Source organism: Frankia sp. R43 (assembly GCF_001306465.1).
GTDB lineage: Bacteria > Actinomycetota > Actinomycetes > Frankiales > Frankiaceae > Parafrankia > Parafrankia irregularis.
The window spans coordinates 161,457-178,922 of sequence record NZ_LFCW01000008.1 but is presented as its reverse complement, the minus strand read 5'-3'; the positions used below and the strand labels follow the sequence as shown (position 1 = coordinate 178,922).

Sequence of the window (17,466 nt, the reverse complement as noted above, 5' to 3'; positions counted from 1 at the left end):
CTGCGTGCGTGTGGACCTGGATCGGCATACTATGCCGTCCTAGTATCGGAAGGCATAATATCGGCGATGCTGGTTGCCTGGCATCGCGAGCGGCGAGCGCGCCGTCGGGTAGGCGCGGGCGAGGCGGGAAGATCTGCCCGCCGTGGGGCCGGCAGCAGCCAAGGCGGCGCCGTTCTGGAGGAGAATTCGTGCTTGAGCGGTTCAGCCTGGCTGGCAAGGTCGTGTTGATTACGGGTGCTTCGTCCGGGCTCGGCGTCGCCTTCGCGGCTGGGTTCGCCGCCGCCGGGGCGGATGTGGTGATCTGCGCGCGCAGGGCCGACCGGCTCGCCGAGACGGCCCGGCTCGTCGAGGCCGCGGGCCGGCAGTGTCTGGCGCTGCAGGCGGACGTCACCGCGGTCGAGGACTGCCGGCGTGTCGTCGCGGCTGCGCTGGAGACGTTCGGCGCGGTCGACGTGCTTGTCAACAACGCAGGTGTCGCCAGTGCGCACCCGGCGACCCGTGAGGAGCCCGACGAGTTCCGACGCGTCATCGACGTCAACGTGATGGGCGCCTACTGGATGGCGCAGGCCTGTGGGCGGGTGATGCGTCCGGGCAGCAGCATCGTCAACATCGGATCTGTGCTGGGGTCGACGACCGCGGGGCTGCCGCAGGCTGCCTACAGCTCAAGCAAGGCGGCGATCATCGGGTTGACCCGGGATCTCGCCGCGCAGTGGACCGGCAGGAAAGGGATCCGTGTCAACGCCCTGGCTCCCGGTTTCTTCCCGAGCGAGATGGTCGACCAGTACGAGCCCGGCTACCTCGACCGGCAGGTGGCGGCGCGAGTCCCGGCAGGGCGGCCGGGGGATCCCGCGGAGCTGGCCGCCGCGGCGGTTTTCCTGTCAGGTGATGCCGCGTCCTACATCACTGGAGTGTTGCTGCCTGTCGATGGCGGCATGCTGACGACCTGAGTGGCGGGCCACCCGATTCGTGGCCTGCGGGCTCGCTGAGCCGGGTCTGATCGGCGACGACTGCAGTTCGCGTCTGGCATGCGGATGTCGATGCGTATGACATCGGATCCGTGTTGCCGGAACATAGTAACTACTACAGCGAGTTTAAAATATCGCGCATGGCCCGATTCAGGAGGATGCTTGTGACGCAAACAGCTCTCAGCTACGACCCCGCTTCTTTCGAGGATCAGGACAACCCTTTCCCGATATACCGGCGCATGCAGGAAGAACAGCCGCTGTATCACAACGCCGAGGTGGGTTTCTGGGCCCTGACGCGGTTCGAGGACGTGGCGGCAGGCCTGGTCGACCATGCCGCCCTGAGTTCGGCCCGTGGCACGCTGATCGAGTCCATTCGATCCGACGAACCGCCGCCGGATATGATCATCTTCCAGGATCCGCCGCGGCACGACACGCTGCGCAAGATTGTCAGTAGGGCGTTCACACCGCGGCGTGTCTCGGAGTTGGACGCCAAGGTGCGGGGGATGGCGGCAGGCTGGCTCGATCCGCTGGTGGCGGGCGGCGGCGGTGAGGTTGTCGCGGATTTCGCCGGGCTCCTGCCGATGGCGGTGATCGCGGCGTTGCTGGGGGCGCCGGACGACGACCGGGCTCACATCCGGAGCCTGTCCGATCGCCTGATGGTTCGAGAGGAAGGCAGCCTCGACCGCCCAGGGGATGCGCAGTCCGCCGGCGCCGAGCTGTGGGTGTACTTCAGCGAACTGGTCGCGTCGCGGCGTAGAGCCCCCCGGGACGACCTGGCGACGGCGCTTGTCGAGGCGACCATCGTGGACGATGACGGCGCGCAGCAGCGTCTCAGCGACGAGGAGATCGTCTGGTTCTGCCTGCTGCTCGGTGTCGCAGGCAACGAGACGACGACCAAGCTGATCACCACCGGCGTGGTGGCGCTCGCCGACTTCCCGGGTGAGCGGGCGCGGCTGGTCGCCGATCCGGGGCTGTGGCCGAACGCGGTCGAGGAGGTGCTGCGGTTCGACCCGCCGTCCCACTACCAGGGGCGGGTGACCACGCGGCCGATGCTCTGGCATGGTCAGGAGGTGCCGGCGGGGGAGACCGTGCTGCTGGTCAACGGGGCGGCGAACCGTGACCCCCGGGTGTTCACCGACCCGGATGTGTTCCGTGTCGACCGCGTGATCGATCGGCATCTTGCCTTCGGCAAGGGCGTGCATTTCTGCCTGGGGGCGGCGCTTGCCCGGCTGGAGACCCGCATCGCGTTGGAGGAGTTTCTCCGGCGCTTCCCGGACTACGAGGTGGATCGCGCCGGATTCGAACGCGCGTACTCCTCGAACGTGCGCGGACTTTCGAAGGTGCCGTTCACCGCAACCACCTGAGGGCTGCCTTCGATGATGGAATCATGCAGTCGCGCATCCGAGCGCGGCGCGGACGAGCGCCTCGCGGGCATGAGCCGGCAACATCGGCGCATGGCTCAGCCCCGGGTCATCGCCGCGCTCGGAAGCTCCTACGCAGCTGGTCCCGGCATCGAACCGATGGCGGACACCGCCGCGATGCGATCCGCTCGCAACTATCCGCACCTGTTCGCGGCACAGCTCGGCGTGCGGCTTGTGGATCTCACCGTCTCGGGCGCGACCACCGAGACCATCCTGGAGAATGCGCAGACGACGATGAGAGGTGCCCGGTTCGCGCCGCAGATCCATGGCCTCCCCGCCGACGCCGACATAGTCACGGTCACGGCCGGCGGCAACGACCTGCGGTTCGTGGGCTCGATGCTCGCCGCCGCGTGGCGAAGTCACGACCCGGATGGCGCGATGGTGCGGATGCTGGACGAGATGCTGGGCGGCGGCGGCATCCCGGACCCCACGGACGCAGACGTGGAGCAGGTCGCGGATGGTCTGGCCCGCATCGTGCGCGAGGCGCACCGGCGCGCCCCACGCAGCCGAGTGATTCTTGTGGACTATCTGACCGCTCTCGGGGACGGCACCCGCCCGCGTGTCGACGTGCCCTTCCCGGCCGAGGACCTGGCGGCGTTGTTGCGCATCCAGGCGGCGCTGCGGGACGCCCATGTGCGGGCCGCCGAGCGCTCTGGCGCCGAGCTGTTGGCGGCCTCTGTGCTGAGCGATGGGCACGAGCTGGGCGGCGCTGCTCGGGAGCCGTGGATTTTCGGCTTCGTGCCGGAACTGGAACGTACCGGGGCGTCGTTTCATCCGAACCTGGCCGGAATGGCTGCGATCGCGGGCGCTCTGGCGGAACTGCTCGACTGAGCCGAGCGCAGAGGGGCCTGGCGCTACAGGTCGATGTCCGCCCACCCCGGGTAGCGTTCGTGCAGCTCGCGGGCGCGGGTTCGACACCGGCCGAGCGCGGGCGACTGCGCCGTGACGGGGTTCTGGTCACCCCGGAGGACCTCGGCGTGCGGCGTGCCGAGGCTGACCGTTCTCTGCTCGCGGCCCACAGCATCGAAGACCTCGTGGCCTGCTCGGGCGGTCTCTACGACCCGCCGGCCCGGTTCCGGAGCTGGTGATGACGCGTCCCGCGGTGATCGACGTGCGCCGGGCGGGGGAACGGGACCGCTCGCTGACCGCGACAGCGATCTCGTCCTGAACGCACCCGCCGTGCTGCGACGCAGGGAGGCAGCCGAACTCGCGTGCCGCCTGGCCGCGGCGGAGACCTACGTCGACATCCAGGTCATGACTCCTCGCGGCGGCATTCCCAGCCGCGGCCCAGGGGGCGAACCACCAGACTGATGGTTGCATCACTACATAGTGAGAACTATTGTTCACCTGGTCGCAGGTAACAGACAGCCGCGTGACGGACGGATGAGGTGAACTTCCTGATGATCGTGCAGGCAACGTTGAATGAGCTCGGTCAGCTGATCAACGGCCACCTGGTGACGGGTGATCAGAGCATGCCGGTTGTCAGCCCCGCGACCGGCGAAGAGGTCGCCCGGTTCCCGGTGGCGACCGTCGAGATGGTGGGCGCCGCGATGGCGGCGGCGACGGCCGCTCTGCCGGCCTGGGCCGCCCGGCCGGAGGCGGAACGCCAGGCGGTGATCAAGGCGATGGGTGAGGCGATCGGGGCCAACTACGCGATGATCGAGGAGATCACCGCGCTGGAGAAGGGTGCCCCGTCCATCGCCCTCGAGGCGTTGGCCGCGCCCTGGTTCGCCAATCATGCCGCCGAGCAGGAGTTGCCGATCGACCTCATCGAGGACTCCGCCGAACGTACCGTCAAGGTGGTGCGCGCCCCGGTCGGGGTCGTCGCCGCGATCATCCCGTGGAATGCGCCGATCCTCATTCTCGCCGAGAAGGTCTTCAGCGCCCTGCTGGTCGGGAACACGATCGTCGCGAAGCCCTCCCCGTTCACGCCGCTGGCGACCTTGTTCGTGGCGAAGCTCTGGAAGGACATTGTTCCGCCCGGGGTCGTCAACATCCTTGCCGGCGACGACGAGATCGGGAAGGCGATGGTCGCGCACCCGGCCACGAGGTTGATCAGCTTCACGGGCAGCATCGCGGCGGGCCGCGCGATCGCGGCCGCCGCCGCGCCAGGGCTGAAGAACCTGCTGCTCGAGCTGGGCGGCAACGACGCGGCGATCGTGCTCGACGACGTGAACCCGAAGAAGGTCGCACAGCGAATCTTCGATTCCGCGTTCACCGGTCACGGGCAGGTCTGTGCGGCGATCAAGCGCGTGTACGCCCACGAGTCCGTCTACCAGGAGCTTGTCGACGAGCTCGCGGTGATCGCCCGCGAACGGGTCGTCGGGATGATCCCGGTCACCACCAGGGCCCAGTTCGACCGCGTCAGCGCCCTCGTCACCGATGCCCTCGACCATGGCGGCAAGGCCGTCGTCGGCGGCACGCCGGCGCAGGGCCCGGGCTACTTCTACCCACCGACGATCATGACGGGTGTCGGCCCCGGTGTGCAGGTCGTTGACGAGGAGCAGTTCGGCCCGGTGCTGCCCGTCATCCCCTTCGACGACGTGGAATGGGCGCTCGAGCAGGCCAACGCCACCGAGTACGGTCTGTGCGGATCGGTCTGGACCTCGGACCTCGCGCGGGGCGAGCGGATCGCCGCGCGGCTGGAGTGCGGCACCGCGTGGGTGAACCAGCACACCGAGATAGACCCGAGAATCCCGTTCGGCGGAGTGAAGTCCAGCGGCATCGGCAGAAACTGCGGCCAGGTGGGCCTGGACGCCTATGCCGAACTCAAGACCGTCATCGTCTACAAGGACCCGGAGCGGGTCTGACCGATCTGCCATTCCGCCCCAGCCGGGCGGAGGTCTTTCTCGACGGGCCGGGTCAGCGGCCGGATCAGATAACGCCCCGGCGATGAATGGCGGATACCGAGGAGCCCCCATGGGCTGGGCCGTCGCAGAATGGAAAGGGAGATGGGCGTGCAGGATCTCGAGGGCAAGGTCGTGGTCATCACCGGGGCCGGTGGAACACACGGAATCGGCCGGGCCACGGCCACGCTCTTCGCGGGGCAGGGATGCAGGGTCGTGCTGTCCGACATCGACTCCGCGGCGCTTCAGGACGCCGTCGACGAGCTGCGCGGTCGCGGTCACGACGTGTTCGGGGTGCCGACCGACGTAGCCGACTTCGACTCGGTCCGACAGCTCGCCGATGCCGCGTTCGATCACTACGGACAGGTCGACGTGCTGTTCCTCAATGCCGGCGTCGCCGGGGGCGGAGGCCTGTTCGACGACGAGATGTCCGACTGGCGTCGGGTGTACGACATCAACTTCTTCGGGATACTGCACGGCATCAAGGCGTTCGCGCCGCGGATGGTCGCCCAGGGAACTCCCGGCCACATCCTCGGCGCATCGTCCGGGTCCGGAGCAGTCGGTGTCATGTACCAGACGCCGGCCTACTCCAGCTCCAAGGCGGCCGTCTGCACGCTGATGGAAGCCCTGTACGGCCAGCTGCGCGACCAGGGCGCGCTGATCCAGGCGCATGTCGTGCTCCCGCCGCTGACGAAGACGAACCTGGCGGGTGACCGGGCGACCATGACCTTCGTGCAGCAGGGCCTCGAGGCCAAGGGCGCCATAGCCGTGCTCGCGGAGCCCCAGGAAGTCGCGACCACCGTGCTCGAAGCGGTCCGCAACGGTAGCTTCTGGGCCTACCACGACCACGAAGCCGACAAGCGGCTCTACGACGGCCGATTCGCCGCCGACATCGACTGGCAGGCCGACATCATTCGCCGCCGTGCGGCGGCTCTCGTCGACCGATCGGCTCCCGACTCCTACCTCTGGGGAATCTGAGCCGGCGGGCCGGACCGGCGCCGCGGCGGCGACGGCAGCTCATAGCCGGGCAGACAGATCGCGTCGGCCGGCTGCAAACCGCCCGGTCTGACAGCTGAGAACACGCTGGCGCCCGTCATCGTCACGAAACAGGAGTCGCGCCTCACCGACGCCGCGCTGTCACGTCCCGCCCATCGGGATCGTGTTGGAGCTTCTGCCCAGGGGGTCTGCTCGTCTCTACGGACTGTCGCCACCTCTGGAGCCAGCTGAAGGGGCTCGGGAGGCGGTGGGCTGCCCGGGTCTGCTGTTCATGACATTTGGCTTCGTACATCGCCATGTCCGCACGGTGCATAAGCTCCTCGGCAGTTACTCCGGACACGGAGGAGTCGGCTACGGCGACGCCGACGCTGGCGCGGACGTGGCGTGGCACTCCGTGGAGGCTGAACGCGGGGCGCATCGCGCCTGCGATTCTCCCGGCGGTGTCCTCGCCGATCGCCCGGGCGTTCCTGCGGGCATCGCGGATCAGGACGGCGAACTCGTCCCCTCCGATTCGGGCGACGAGGTCGTCGTCCCGGACCGCGGTGCGCAGCCGCATGGCCACCGCTCGCAGGAGCTCGTCGCCAGCCGCGTGTCCGAGAGCGTCGTTGACCGCCTTGAACTCGTCGAGATCGCAGAAAAGAGTGACCACGGACAGCTGATGGGAGTGGTGTTCCTCGACCGCTTCGGTCAGTTCGGTGGTGAACAGCGCGCGGTTCGCCAGACCTGTTAGAGGATCATGAAGAGCCTGGTAGTGCAGCCGCCGGTGCGCCGCGCGGACCTTCACCAGTAGTCGCGCGTTCTGACCGACGGTGATCATCTGGCGAATCACGACCAGAGCGGCCAGCGTGATCGCAAGGAGGACCGTGGTGCCGTCAAGATCGTCACGGCGCGCGGCGGGCACGACCACAAGCACGGCGGCGATCAGCGATGGCAGATAGGGCAGGTAGGCATGCAGCCAGACCGCGAGGTCGTCCGCCCCAGGACGTTCGCGCCGATGTTTGACGCGCTGCTGTGGAACCAGCATGGCGGCCGCGATCAGCGGCGGTGCGGCGACCATGCCAAGCCAGTAGAGGGCGAGGCGGTCGGCGCTGAGCGCGCCCGACACGGTCAGGTGCACGATCACCGATGCGGAACCGGCCAACACGAGCAGGCCGGCGGTGAGCACGGCTACGGCCCGCCCGTTCTGTGGCCGCCGGAAGACCATTATCAGCGGGATGGTGACCACCACCAACGTCCCGCAAAGCGGAAATCCAAGCGCGATCGCGAGAGGCAGTCCGCTGATTCCGGAATCAGCGATCCGCCTCAGCAGTGCCATCCAGGCGATCAGGAACATCGACACGACGAACACCAGGCTGTCGAGCACGACGACGATGGGTGAGGACTGGGTGGTGCCGTCCATGTCGGGAGGTGCGCGCTTTCCCGGGACGGTGGCAGGTGGGCCTTTCGGCAGGATCATCAACGCCAGCAGGGAAAGCACCGGTGCGAGCAGGTAGGCCGTGTCGGACCCCGAGGGCCTGAGCTCCACCCTCTCTCCCTGTGCGAAGAGAAGGCACCAGTGGACCGAGGCGACGAGGAGGCTGAGAAGGCAGACGGTCAGCAGGAGGCGCCATCGGCGCTGGATACCGCGTGTACGTACCACTGAAACGGTGCCCATGGCAGTGGCGATGGTGCTGCTGGCGACGAGAGCGATGCCCTCCGCGATCACCAGCGCCCGTCCTGACAGCATGAGAAGCGGAGCGATCAGCACTACGAGAAGCAGGGCGACCCCTTTGGCGACCCGGCGGAACGTCCGTTCGCTGACGGGTCCTGCCGCCGAGATGTCCGATGGAGTCGGTGGCTGCCGTGTGCCAGGGGGGCCGCGCCGGCCGGTGGCCGGGATGCTTCGGTCCTCGCGCTGCTCGGTGTCGCAGCCCGGGATCGACGCCCGCCTGTACGGAGTCACTGCTCCAGCATCACCGTCCCGCGGTGGTCGCGCACGTTGGTCACGTACCTCGTTCCGGGTCGGACTTTCGGTGGTCTGTGAAGGGATCTCCGAGGCTGCCTTCGTCCCTGCCGGACAGCGGTTCTGCGGATGACCGGTGGTTTCTGTGGGTGGTGATCTGGGTTGACCTGCGCCAGATGGTGCGTCCCGTCGCAGGGTAGTGATAGAAACATAGTAGATGCTACTGTGTCCCGACTCACAGATAGCTAGGCGTGGGCTCGCATTCATGTGGCCCTGCGTGGCCAGCGTGTGGCGGCCGCGGGCCGTTCATCCCCACCTGGGTACGGGCATCCAGCCCGTCACGACACGGCAGGAGTGGATCATGTCTGATCTGTCACGGAATCCCTGGCCGGACAAGGAGGGGCCGCCGACCGCGTCGGCGGGGCAGGCCTCCGGCCGTGCGTTGCCCGAGGGCGGGGGGCTGAACTTATGCTGAGCCGGGGGCAGCGCTCCCGGCGTCGCGTGCTGGGCGTCGCCATGGTCGTCCTGGCGACGGCACTTGCCGCGTGTAGTTCCTCCGACGGCGGGGCGGCGCCAGGTGGTACCGAGCTGGCCAAGGCCGGCCCCACGGCTGGCCCGCCCGGCGGCTGGAGTGACGGTGGGTACAAGCCCGACACTGCCAGTCTGAAATGCGGCTCCAAGGCCGCCGACCCGACTCGGGGAATCACGGCGGACAGCATCACCATCGGTGGCCTCGCCTATCTGACCAGCGCCAACGGCAGCTCGATGGCCGGTACCGAGGTCGGTGCGAAGGCCCGTTTCGAGCGGGCGAACGCCGAAGGTGGAATAAACGGCCGCAAGATCAATTTCATCGGTGTGTCGGACGACGGCCAGGACATCGCTCGTAATGCGCAGCAGGCGCGTCGGCTCATCGAGCAGGAAAAGATCTTCGCCGCGGTTCCGCTGATGACGAGTAACACCGGCTACCTGGACACGTTCTGCGAGAATGTTGTTCCGTTCTTCGGGTGGGGATTCAATCAGGGCTACTGCTCCACGGCGATTGGTTTCGGTATAACCGGGTGCCAGTTCGCCAACGAGAAGGTGGCAACCAACAGCCTGGCCTACACGATCAACTCGCTGTTCGAGGGTGCTCCGACGAACCACACCGTGGCTGTCGTCGGTGTGGACAACGATTCTGCTCGCGCCGGTGTCAAGGCGATCGCCCGGAATCTGAAGGCGGCCGGCCTGGACGTGGTCTACGCGGAGAACCCGATCCCGGTCGCCGGGCTGACCGACACGACGGCGGTCGTCCAGGCGGTCATGACCTCGAACGACGGTCAGGCGCCCGACGTCGTGTATCACTCGTCTGACTTCCAGTCGGTGCTGAAGCTTTCCACCGCGTTGAAGGCGGCCGGGTACGAGGGAAAGCAGGTCAGCCCGACCTACGACCCCCGGCTGGTCGGGGTGAAGGATTTCGACGGCAACTACGGCAGCCTGCAGTGGCTGCCCGCATCCGACGACGCGAACCCGACCAACAAGCAGCTGCTCGCGGATCTCGCCAAGTACGCGCCCGGCCAGGTGGCGAGCCTCCCGACGATGGCCGGCTACTTCGCCGCCGACATGTTCCTCACCGCCGCGGAGAAGGCCGGACCCGACCTGACGGTGGACAAGCTGCTGGCTGTCCTGAACAACAACTACTCATACCAGCTTCCCGGTTCGCTTCCCGAGAGCCGGTGGCCGCTCAACCACTTCATCTCCACTCCGTGTAGTTCAGTGGCACAGATCAAGGACGGTGCCTGGCGCATCACGGGCCCGCTCAGGTGTGGTTCCGTGTTCCTCACCGGGAAGTAGCCGGCAACTCCGTCGGGCCGGGTGCCAGTGGTACCCGGCCCGATCGGATCCCGGCTTCGGATCAGCCTTTTGATGGGACCAGTGAAGCGTTTTCGCGAAGCTGAGCCCGAGCACATGCGAGTGGGGATCCTCGCCGAGGAGCCGACCATGGCCTATATCTCCACCGACGATCCGTACGAGGTGTGCGGTCTCGACCTGACGCCGTCGGACCGGGCCCGCGCGCTACGGGCGAGCCTGGTCGAGTTCATGAACGAACAGGTCTTCCCGGCCGAAGCCCCATATCATGAATATCGTGCCCGCCTGGGGCCCGCTGACCACACCGTCCCGCCGGTGGTGGAGGTTCTCAAGTCCGAGGCGCGTCGGCGTGGGCTGTGGAACCTGTTCCTTCCCGCCGAGTCCGGAATCTCGCAGCTTGACTACGCCGGGCTCGCCGAGATAACCGGCTGGAGTCTCGATCTGGCACCCGAGGCTGTCAACGGGCAGGCCCCTGACACCGGCAATATGGAGCTTCTGCACCTCTTTGGTACGGCCGAACAGAAGATGCGGTGGCTGAAGCCACTGCTGGACGGAACGATCCGGTCGGCGTTCGCGATGACGGAGGTCGCGGTGGCAAGCAGTGATGCCACCAATATCGAAACCCGCATTACGCGTGACGGTGACGACTATGTGATCAACGGGCACAAATGGTGGACCAGCGGAGCTGCCGACCCACGCTGCAGACTGCTTGTGGTGATGGGGAAGACGGACCCGGCCGCCCCGCGTCATCGGCAGCAGTCCATCGTCCTGGTGCCTGTCGACACCCCCGGGGTGAAGATCGTGCGGGACGTGCCCGTGTTCGGCCGTCACGACCAGCACGGGCACTGCGAGGTCCGTCTCGACCACGTCCGCGTCCCGGCGGACAACCTGCTCGGTGACGAAGGAAGCGGTTTCGCGCTGGCCCAGGCCCGACTCGGCCCTGGACGCATCCACCACTGCATGCGCGCGCTTGGCGCGGCGGAACGCGCCCTTTCGCTGATGGTGGCGCGGGCCAGGTCACGGATCGCGTTCGGGGGACCGCTGCTCGATCAGGGGATGGTGCGGCGCGACATCGCCGAATCCCGGATCGCCATCGACCAGGCTCGCCTGCTGTGCCAGCACGCGGCGAAGGTGATCGATACCGAGGGTAACAAGGCCGCCGCGCCCCTGGTGTCGATGGCCAAGGTGAGTGTGCCGCGGGTTGCCCTGCAGGTCATCGACCACGCGATCCAGGTTCACGGCGGCGCCGGCGTCAGCGACGACGTGCCACTTGCCGCCATGTACGGGTGGCATCGCGCGATGCGCATCTTCGACGGGCCGGACGAGGTGCACCTGAACGCGATCGCCAGGACCGAGGCAGGCCGACAGGCGGTTCTCAGACCTGCCCGGTGACCGGGGCTCAGGCATGACAAGCGGCGCGGGAACCGTCGGCGGCCGGCTGCGCGGGCCATGAACCTGGCCGACTTCCGCCGCCGGTAGGCCGGCCCGCCGACCGGCATGCTCCGGCCGTTCCCCGAAGAACGACGGGTCGCCGCCAGTCTTCTCGACCTTCTCAGCCCGGCGTGCACTGTGATCCCAGGAGGAATCGGCGTGACATTCTTCGAGCACATTCGACTCGACACGGTGGATGGAATCGCCACAATCACCCTGAACCGGCCGGAGGCTCTCAACTCCTTCACGGACACGATGGAGGGGGAGCTCGTCGCCGCGTACGACCGGACGGACGCCGACGACTCCGTCCGTGCGGTCATCCTCACCGGCGCCGGACGGGCGTTCTGCGCCGGGATGGACCTCGGCGACGGCGGCGGCGCCTTTGACGTGTGGACGTCGAGCGGATCAGCGCCTGACGGCGCGCGATCTCATGACGACGCGATGCGCCGCGACGGCGGCGGTCGGGTGGCGCTGCGCATGTACGAGTCACGAAAACCGATCATCGCGGCGATCAACGGGCCCGGCGTGGGCGTGGGTATCACGATGACGTTGGCCGCCGACTTCCGTCTCGCGGTGCCCGCGGCGAAAATCGGTTTCGTCTTCGCCCGCCGTGGCCTCGTTCCTGAATCATGTTCGAGCTGGTTCCTTCCCCGACTGGTGGGGATGCAGACCGCACTCGACTGGATGTACAGCGGAAGAATCTTCGACTCCGAGGAAGCGCGGGCCTCAGGGCTCCTCCACAGCATCCACCAGCCCGCTGATCTCCTCCCGGCCGCGCGCGTACTGGCGGACTCACTGACGAGGGAGTCCGCTCCGGTGTCGGTGACACTGACGCGCCAGCTGCTGTGGCGCATGCTCGGCGAGTCCCACCCGATGCGCGCGCACGAGCTGGAGACACTCGCCATCAACCTTCGAGGGGTGAGCTCCGACGCGCGTGAAGGCATCAGCGCTTTCCTCGACAAACGCGAGGCGACGTTCCCCCAGCGTGTGTCGACCGACACCCCCGACCTGTTCGCGCACCTGCCCCTGCCGACCTACCGGCAGCCGGGTACCTCACGGTGAGCGGGTGGCCGCCGAGCCGGAGTCCGGCTGCCCGGCGGGCCACCGGCCGCGGGGCCGGCGCCGCGCTGACCCGCCGGCCGGGGGATTCCAGGATCAGTCCGCCTGTTCCTGGGTGGCGACGAGTCCCGCGAGGAAGATCCTTCGAGCGTCATGCTTGTGCAGCCGGGGAAGGTCCGGGGCGATCGAGTCGACCAGCTGGGTGCTGATGGCGTAACCGCGGATCGCATGGAAGACCGTGGTGCGGCGGGTCTCGTCGGATTCCGGGCCGAGCGCCTCGGCGAGCAGCCGCCGGACCTCGACGGCGACCCGCTCGTGCTGTTCGGAGAGGGCATCCTTGGCCGCCTGGGAGGTGTCCGGGTCGTGCTGGAAGTTCAGCATGATCTGCATGCTTGCGAGATACGACGGATCACCGTAGTGCTGGTCCAGCAGGTCGTAGAGCGACTCGATCCGCTTTGCGAGCGTGGCACCCTCGACGTGGCACTTTGCTATCGAAGCAATGAAACGCCGGTTGATTTCTTCGATTGCGGCGAGCATCAACGACTCGCGACTACCGAAGTGGTACTGAATCGAGCCCCAGCTGACACCTGCTCGCCTGGCGATCTCGTTGGTGCTCGCCCGGTAGAAGCCGAGCTCGAGGATGCAGGCGACGGCTGCGTCGACGATCTGGGTGTTCCCGGCCGGGTCCTTGGGCGGCCGACGCGATCGAGACCGGTTGCGCGGGGCGTACCCGGTCACGTTGTCGGCCGTCTCTGCCACAGTGTTCCTCCCAATCCACATACCTGGCCCAGATCCTCCCACGGACTGGGGAACCGACTGGATGCGCCGGCCTGGTCAGACGTCAGGCTCCGACCGGTACAGGGCCGGTGCGGCTGCCGTTGACGAGGGCGAGACGACCGGCTGCGGACGGCCCGATGCCGACGACGGCGGTGTGTCCGCCCGGCCTGTCGCTGGTCATCGGGTGTCTCCCTCCACGGGGGTGGGGTGGTGGCATGTCGGTGCAGGCGAACTCATTGTCCTCGGTGACCGCCGGCGCTGGGCGTGCGAGGGCGTCGTGAGCGGATATGGTCCCTACCACATAGTGGATGCTATTCTCGGTCGCGGCGGGTCGCAAACAGCGCTGACGTCCCGTCCGCCCGCTGATCCCAGCCAGGTCGCGAGGCCGCGGTGCGAAGCCCGACCAGGCCCCACGCAGACAACCGCGCCGACCGCGTCGCGCGGACCAGCCCTCAAGCCCCAACCGACTCGGGAGGACCTGATGGTCGACTCGACTCTGCCGCGCCGCGGCCCGCTCGCCGGCCTGACCGTGCTCGACGTGTCCCGGGGCGCCGCCGGACCGATGACCACGATGCTGCTGGCCGACTCCGGCGCGGATGTCCTGCGGATCGAATCCCCGCACGGCGATCCCGGGCGCGACGACGTCGCGCACACGGTCTGGCACCGCGGCAAGCGCAGCGCAGTTCTCGACCTGGACGACGCCAGCCAGCGAGCGGCCTTCCTGCGACTGGCCGCGCAGGCGGACGTGCTGGTCGAGTCGTTCGAACCGGGCGAGACGACCCGGCTGGGTATCGACGAGCCGCAGCTGCGTGCCGGCAATCCACGGCTGGTGTACTGCTCGATCACCGGCTATGGGCCCGACGGCCCCGACGCTCACCGTGCCGCGGTCGACGCGCTCGTCGCGGCTCGTACCGGGCTGCAGTGGGAGTCACGCGGAATCGTCGGCACGGCGCTCAATCGGATCAGCGGTGCGCAGAGCCCGCTCGCCGACCTGGAGGTGCCGGATCTGCCGGCGAGCCGGTTCGATCAGGACGGTCCGGTGTTCCTGCGGTCCATGTGGCCGAGCGTCGGCGCGGCCTACCTCGCGACCGCGGGCATCAGCGCAGCCCTGCGCGCCCGGGAGGTCACCGGCCTCGGCGAGCATGTGCGTACGTCACTGCTGCAGGGAGCGATGGCCGCCGCCGGCCCCAACTGGCAGCGTGTCGACGACGTCACCGCGGCCGGCTACTGGATGTGGGTGACCGACCGGCGAGCACCGGAGGGCCTGTTCGAATGCGCGGACGGCCGCTGGGTGCACTTCTGGACGATCCGGCCGACGCCGGTACTGGACGCCGCCGAAGGCGACGAGCTGGTCATCGACGGCCCGGCGGACGACATGCGGGCCGGCGTGCGGATCGGGATGGACGCCGAGGAGCTGCCGATTCTGTACATGTACCAGGAGCAGCTTGCCGCGGCCTTCCGAAGATTCCCCAGCGATCAGTGGGTTGCCTTCGGGGCGGCACGCAAGCTGGGGATCGCCCAGGTGCGCTCGCCGGAGGAGGCGTTCGCCGACCAGGCGCTGCTGGACCACGGCTGTGTCGTCGAGGTCGCCGACCCCGACGCCGGGCCGATTCGGCACGCCGGGGTCCTGCTCGAGTTCGCGGCCACCCCGGGCGCGGTGACCGGCCCGGCGCCCCGGCGCGGCGAGCACACCAGCGAGGTGCTGGCCGCACTCGCGGGCGAGGGCGAGGCCGCCGCGGACCGTAGCGCCGGTGAGCAGGCGCCCACTCGCCCGACCGCCGCGGTGGATGCGCCGCGTCGCCTGGCCGGCGGCCCGCTGGACGGCATCCGCGTGCTCGACCTCGGGATCGGTGTCGCCGGGCCCTGGGGCGGGCGGGTCCTGGCCGATCTGGGCGCCGACGTGATCAAGGTTCACGCGCTGCACGACGGCTACTGGACCGGGACCCACCTCGGCCTGGGCACGAACTGGGGCAAGCGCAGCATCGCGCTGAACCTCAAGGACCCGGCGGCCAGGGAGGTGCTCGAACGCCTGCTCGCCACCGCGGATGTCCTCGCGCACAACATGCGCCCGGGCGCGGCCGAGCGTCTCGGTATCGGCTACGAGCAGCTGCGGGAACGGTATCCCCGGCTTGTCTACTGCCACACCCGCGGCTTCGAGGACGGACCGCGCTCGTCGCAGCCCGGCACGGACCAGACCGCGAACGCGCTCGCCGGCACCGAGTACGAGGACGGCGGCTGCCGGTTCGGTGGCCCTCCACTCTGGAGCCGGGTCAACATGGGGGACACCGGCAACGGCTATCTGTGGGCGACCGCCGTCCTCCAGGCGCTCTACCACCGAGAGCGCACCGGCCAGGGGCAGCGGGTCGGCACCGCCATCATCAACGCGGCCCTGCTGGCCACCTCGTACGCCTACAGCCGGGCGGACGGGACGCCGGTCGACCGGCCACAGATCGATGCGCGTCAGCGGGGCCTGTCCGCACTGCACGGGCTGTACCGGCTCGCAGACGACGCCTGGCTGACGATCGCGGTGGTCGACGACGGCTCCTGGCCGGACCTGTGTGATGCTCTGGAGGCGCCGGCCGAGCTGCGCGGTGATTCGCGGTTCGCCGATCCGACTCTTCGGCGGGCACATGACGCCGAGCTGCGTGCCGTGCTCGAACCGCTGTTCGCCCGGCGCTCCGCTGAGGACGTCGTGGCCGCGTTCGAGAAGCGGGACCTGCCCTGTGAACTGTCCTCCACCACCTTTTCCCGCGAGCTGTTCGACGACCCCGACATCCGCGCTCGCGGCTGGATCGCCACCGCGCAGCGGCCCGGAGTCGGCCGGATCGAGCAGCCCGGTGTCCTCGTCGACCTCGTCACGCATCCTGGCCGGGTGTCCGGACCGCCGTGCCTCGCCGGCGAGCACACCCGACCGATCCTCACCGAACTCGGCTACGACGAGGCCTCGATTGCCGCGCTGCTCGACGCCCGCGCCGCGCTTGACGCCCCGGTTGCCTGAATCCCCATTCGACCCCGACAGCCCACAACAGGAGGTGTGCTGTGTCTGGAACTGATCGGTTGATTTCCGTCGACTCCCATTTCCGCGTCACGGTCGACCAGCTCAAGGAAGCGGCTCCGGCCCGTTTCCGCGATGAGATCGCCGCCGCCGACCGCCTGGTGGAAGCGCCCAAGATGGCCGCCATGCAGCGTCGCGGTACCCCGCCGCTCGGCCTCGGCTCCTACCTGCACGAGGCGGCCCGTCATCCCGGCTACTCCGACCCGGCCGCCCGGCTCGCCGCGATGGACGAGGACGGCGTCGACGTCGAGATCCTCTTCAGCGACCTGTCCGCGTTCCGGATCTTCGGCAAGATGCTGGACGGCTGGAAGGAAGCCGCGCGGGCCTTCGCCGATCTGGGCGCGGCCTTCGCCAGCGCCGACCCGAGCCGGCTCCTCGTCGCCTACCAGCTTCCGCTGCGCGACATCGACGTCGCGGTGGCCGAGCTTGAGCGCCTCGTGACCGAGCACCAGGCGCGTACCGTCCACCTGCCGACCAAGCCGGGCTCGGTCGGCCTGCCGGAGTACCACGACCCGCGTTACGACCCGCTGTGGGCCCGGCTGCAGGAGCTGGACATGCCGGTCTGCGTGCATCTCGGCGTCGAGGACGAGTACTGGGAGATCGCGGCACGCGACCCAACCCCGCAGATGGGCGTGTTCACCTCGCAGCCGGCGCTGCGGATGTCGGACGCGCTCGGCATGCTGCTGCTGTCCGGCCTGTTCGAGCGTTTTCCGCGGCTGAAGTTCGTGTTCGTCGAGCCGGGCCTGAGCTGGGTGCCCTTCTACCTGGACACGCTCGACTACATGACGAAGCACGGCTACGAGTTCCCGGCGCTGAAGGAGAAGCCGAGCGAGTACTTCCGCCGCAACGTCTTCCTGACCTTCATGGACGAGCAGCGCGGCGTGAACATGCGCCACGACATCGGCATCGACAACATCATGTGGTCGACCGACTTCCCGCACCCGGCCTGCACCTGGCCGAACTCGCGCAAGGTCGTCGCGGATCTGATGAGCGACGTCCCCGCGGACGAGGCGTACAAGCTCGTCTACGGCAACGCGAAGCGGGTCTTCCACCTCTGATCATGCACCGGAACACCTGAATGGCACCCTGTGGCGCGGCCACGGGGTGCCCGGGTCCGGTGAGGTCAGGT

At 68.4% G+C, this 17,466-nt stretch carries 12 protein-coding genes and 1 pseudogene; 11 read left to right on the top strand and 2 right to left on the bottom strand.

What is annotated here, in order from left to right; translation table 11 throughout:
• The first annotated feature begins 188 nt into the window (after nucleotides 1-188).
• From ACG83_RS30865 to ACG83_RS30840, 6 genes and pseudogenes are all read left to right on the top strand, one after another.
• Entirely contained in the window at nucleotides 189-947 is a 759-nt protein-coding gene (locus tag ACG83_RS30865; protein WP_054569779.1) for an SDR family NAD(P)-dependent oxidoreductase, read from the top strand.
• Between the two features lie 110 nt (nucleotides 948-1,057).
• A complete protein-coding gene (locus tag ACG83_RS30860; RefSeq protein WP_235498302.1) occupies nucleotides 1,058-2,329 on the top strand; it encodes a cytochrome P450 in 1,272 nt (423 codons plus the stop codon).
• Nucleotides 2,330-2,398: 69 nt separating this feature from the next.
• Complete coding sequence (locus ACG83_RS30855; protein ID WP_235498301.1) at nucleotides 2,399-3,217, top strand: SGNH/GDSL hydrolase family protein; 819 nt, start codon at nucleotides 2,399-2,401, stop codon at nucleotides 3,215-3,217.
• A 50-nt stretch (nucleotides 3,218-3,267) separates the two neighbouring features.
• Nucleotides 3,268-3,474 (top strand): annotated as a pseudogene (locus ACG83_RS47135) (malonate decarboxylase subunit alpha); the annotation flags it as partial.
• 312 nt (nucleotides 3,475-3,786) lie between these two features.
• Nucleotides 3,787-5,196 carry an aldehyde dehydrogenase family protein gene (locus ACG83_RS30845; RefSeq protein ID WP_063793272.1) on the top strand — a complete coding sequence of 470 codons (1,410 nt, stop codon included), beginning with the start codon at nucleotides 3,787-3,789 and terminating at the stop codon, nucleotides 5,194-5,196.
• Nucleotides 5,197-5,343: 147 nt separating this feature from the next.
• The gene (locus ACG83_RS30840) at nucleotides 5,344-6,210 is read left to right on the top strand and encodes an SDR family NAD(P)-dependent oxidoreductase (RefSeq protein ID WP_158230788.1); all 867 of its coding nucleotides are present in this window, start codon (nucleotides 5,344-5,346) and stop codon (nucleotides 6,208-6,210) included.
• Between the two features lie 142 nt (nucleotides 6,211-6,352).
• On the opposite strand, the gene ACG83_RS30835 is transcribed toward ACG83_RS30840, so the two are convergent.
• On the bottom strand, nucleotides 6,353-7,753 hold the full coding sequence (locus ACG83_RS30835; protein ID WP_235498300.1) for a diguanylate cyclase: 1,401 nt from the start codon (nucleotides 7,751-7,753) through the stop codon (nucleotides 6,353-6,355).
• Between the two features lie 885 nt (nucleotides 7,754-8,638).
• On the opposite strand from ACG83_RS30835, the gene ACG83_RS30830 reads away from it, so the two are divergent.
• The 3 genes from ACG83_RS30830 (at nucleotide 8,639) to ACG83_RS30820 (ending at nucleotide 12,508) form a co-directional block, all read left to right on the top strand.
• On the top strand, nucleotides 8,639-10,000 hold the full coding sequence (locus ACG83_RS30830; RefSeq protein ID WP_054569772.1) for an ABC transporter substrate-binding protein: 1,362 nt from the start codon (nucleotides 8,639-8,641) through the stop codon (nucleotides 9,998-10,000).
• 147 nt (nucleotides 10,001-10,147) lie between these two features.
• Nucleotides 10,148-11,407, top strand: coding sequence for an acyl-CoA dehydrogenase family protein (locus tag ACG83_RS30825; protein WP_054569989.1), 1,260 nt, complete (start codon nucleotides 10,148-10,150; stop codon nucleotides 11,405-11,407).
• 198 nt (nucleotides 11,408-11,605) lie between these two features.
• Nucleotides 11,606-12,508: a crotonase/enoyl-CoA hydratase family protein gene (locus ACG83_RS30820; protein ID WP_054569771.1), complete on the top strand. Its 903-nt coding sequence runs from the start codon at nucleotides 11,606-11,608 to the stop codon at nucleotides 12,506-12,508.
• A gap of 93 nt (nucleotides 12,509-12,601) precedes the next feature.
• Here the strand turns inward: ACG83_RS30820 and ACG83_RS30815 are convergent, their stop codons facing one another.
• The gene (locus ACG83_RS30815; protein WP_054569770.1) at nucleotides 12,602-13,264 is read right to left on the bottom strand and encodes a TetR/AcrR family transcriptional regulator; all 663 of its coding nucleotides are present in this window, start codon (nucleotides 13,262-13,264) and stop codon (nucleotides 12,602-12,604) included.
• Nucleotides 13,265-13,763: 499 nt separating this feature from the next.
• Between ACG83_RS30815 and ACG83_RS30810 the strand changes: the two genes are divergently transcribed.
• Nucleotides 13,764-16,280 (top strand): CaiB/BaiF CoA-transferase family protein, encoded by a 2,517-nt coding sequence (locus ACG83_RS30810; RefSeq protein ID WP_054569769.1) that lies wholly within the window; start codon nucleotides 13,764-13,766, stop codon nucleotides 16,278-16,280.
• Between the two features lie 41 nt (nucleotides 16,281-16,321).
• A complete protein-coding gene (locus tag ACG83_RS30805; RefSeq protein ID WP_131831140.1) occupies nucleotides 16,322-17,395 on the top strand; it encodes an amidohydrolase family protein in 1,074 nt (357 codons plus the stop codon).
• Nucleotides 17,396-17,466: the final 71 nt, after the last annotated feature.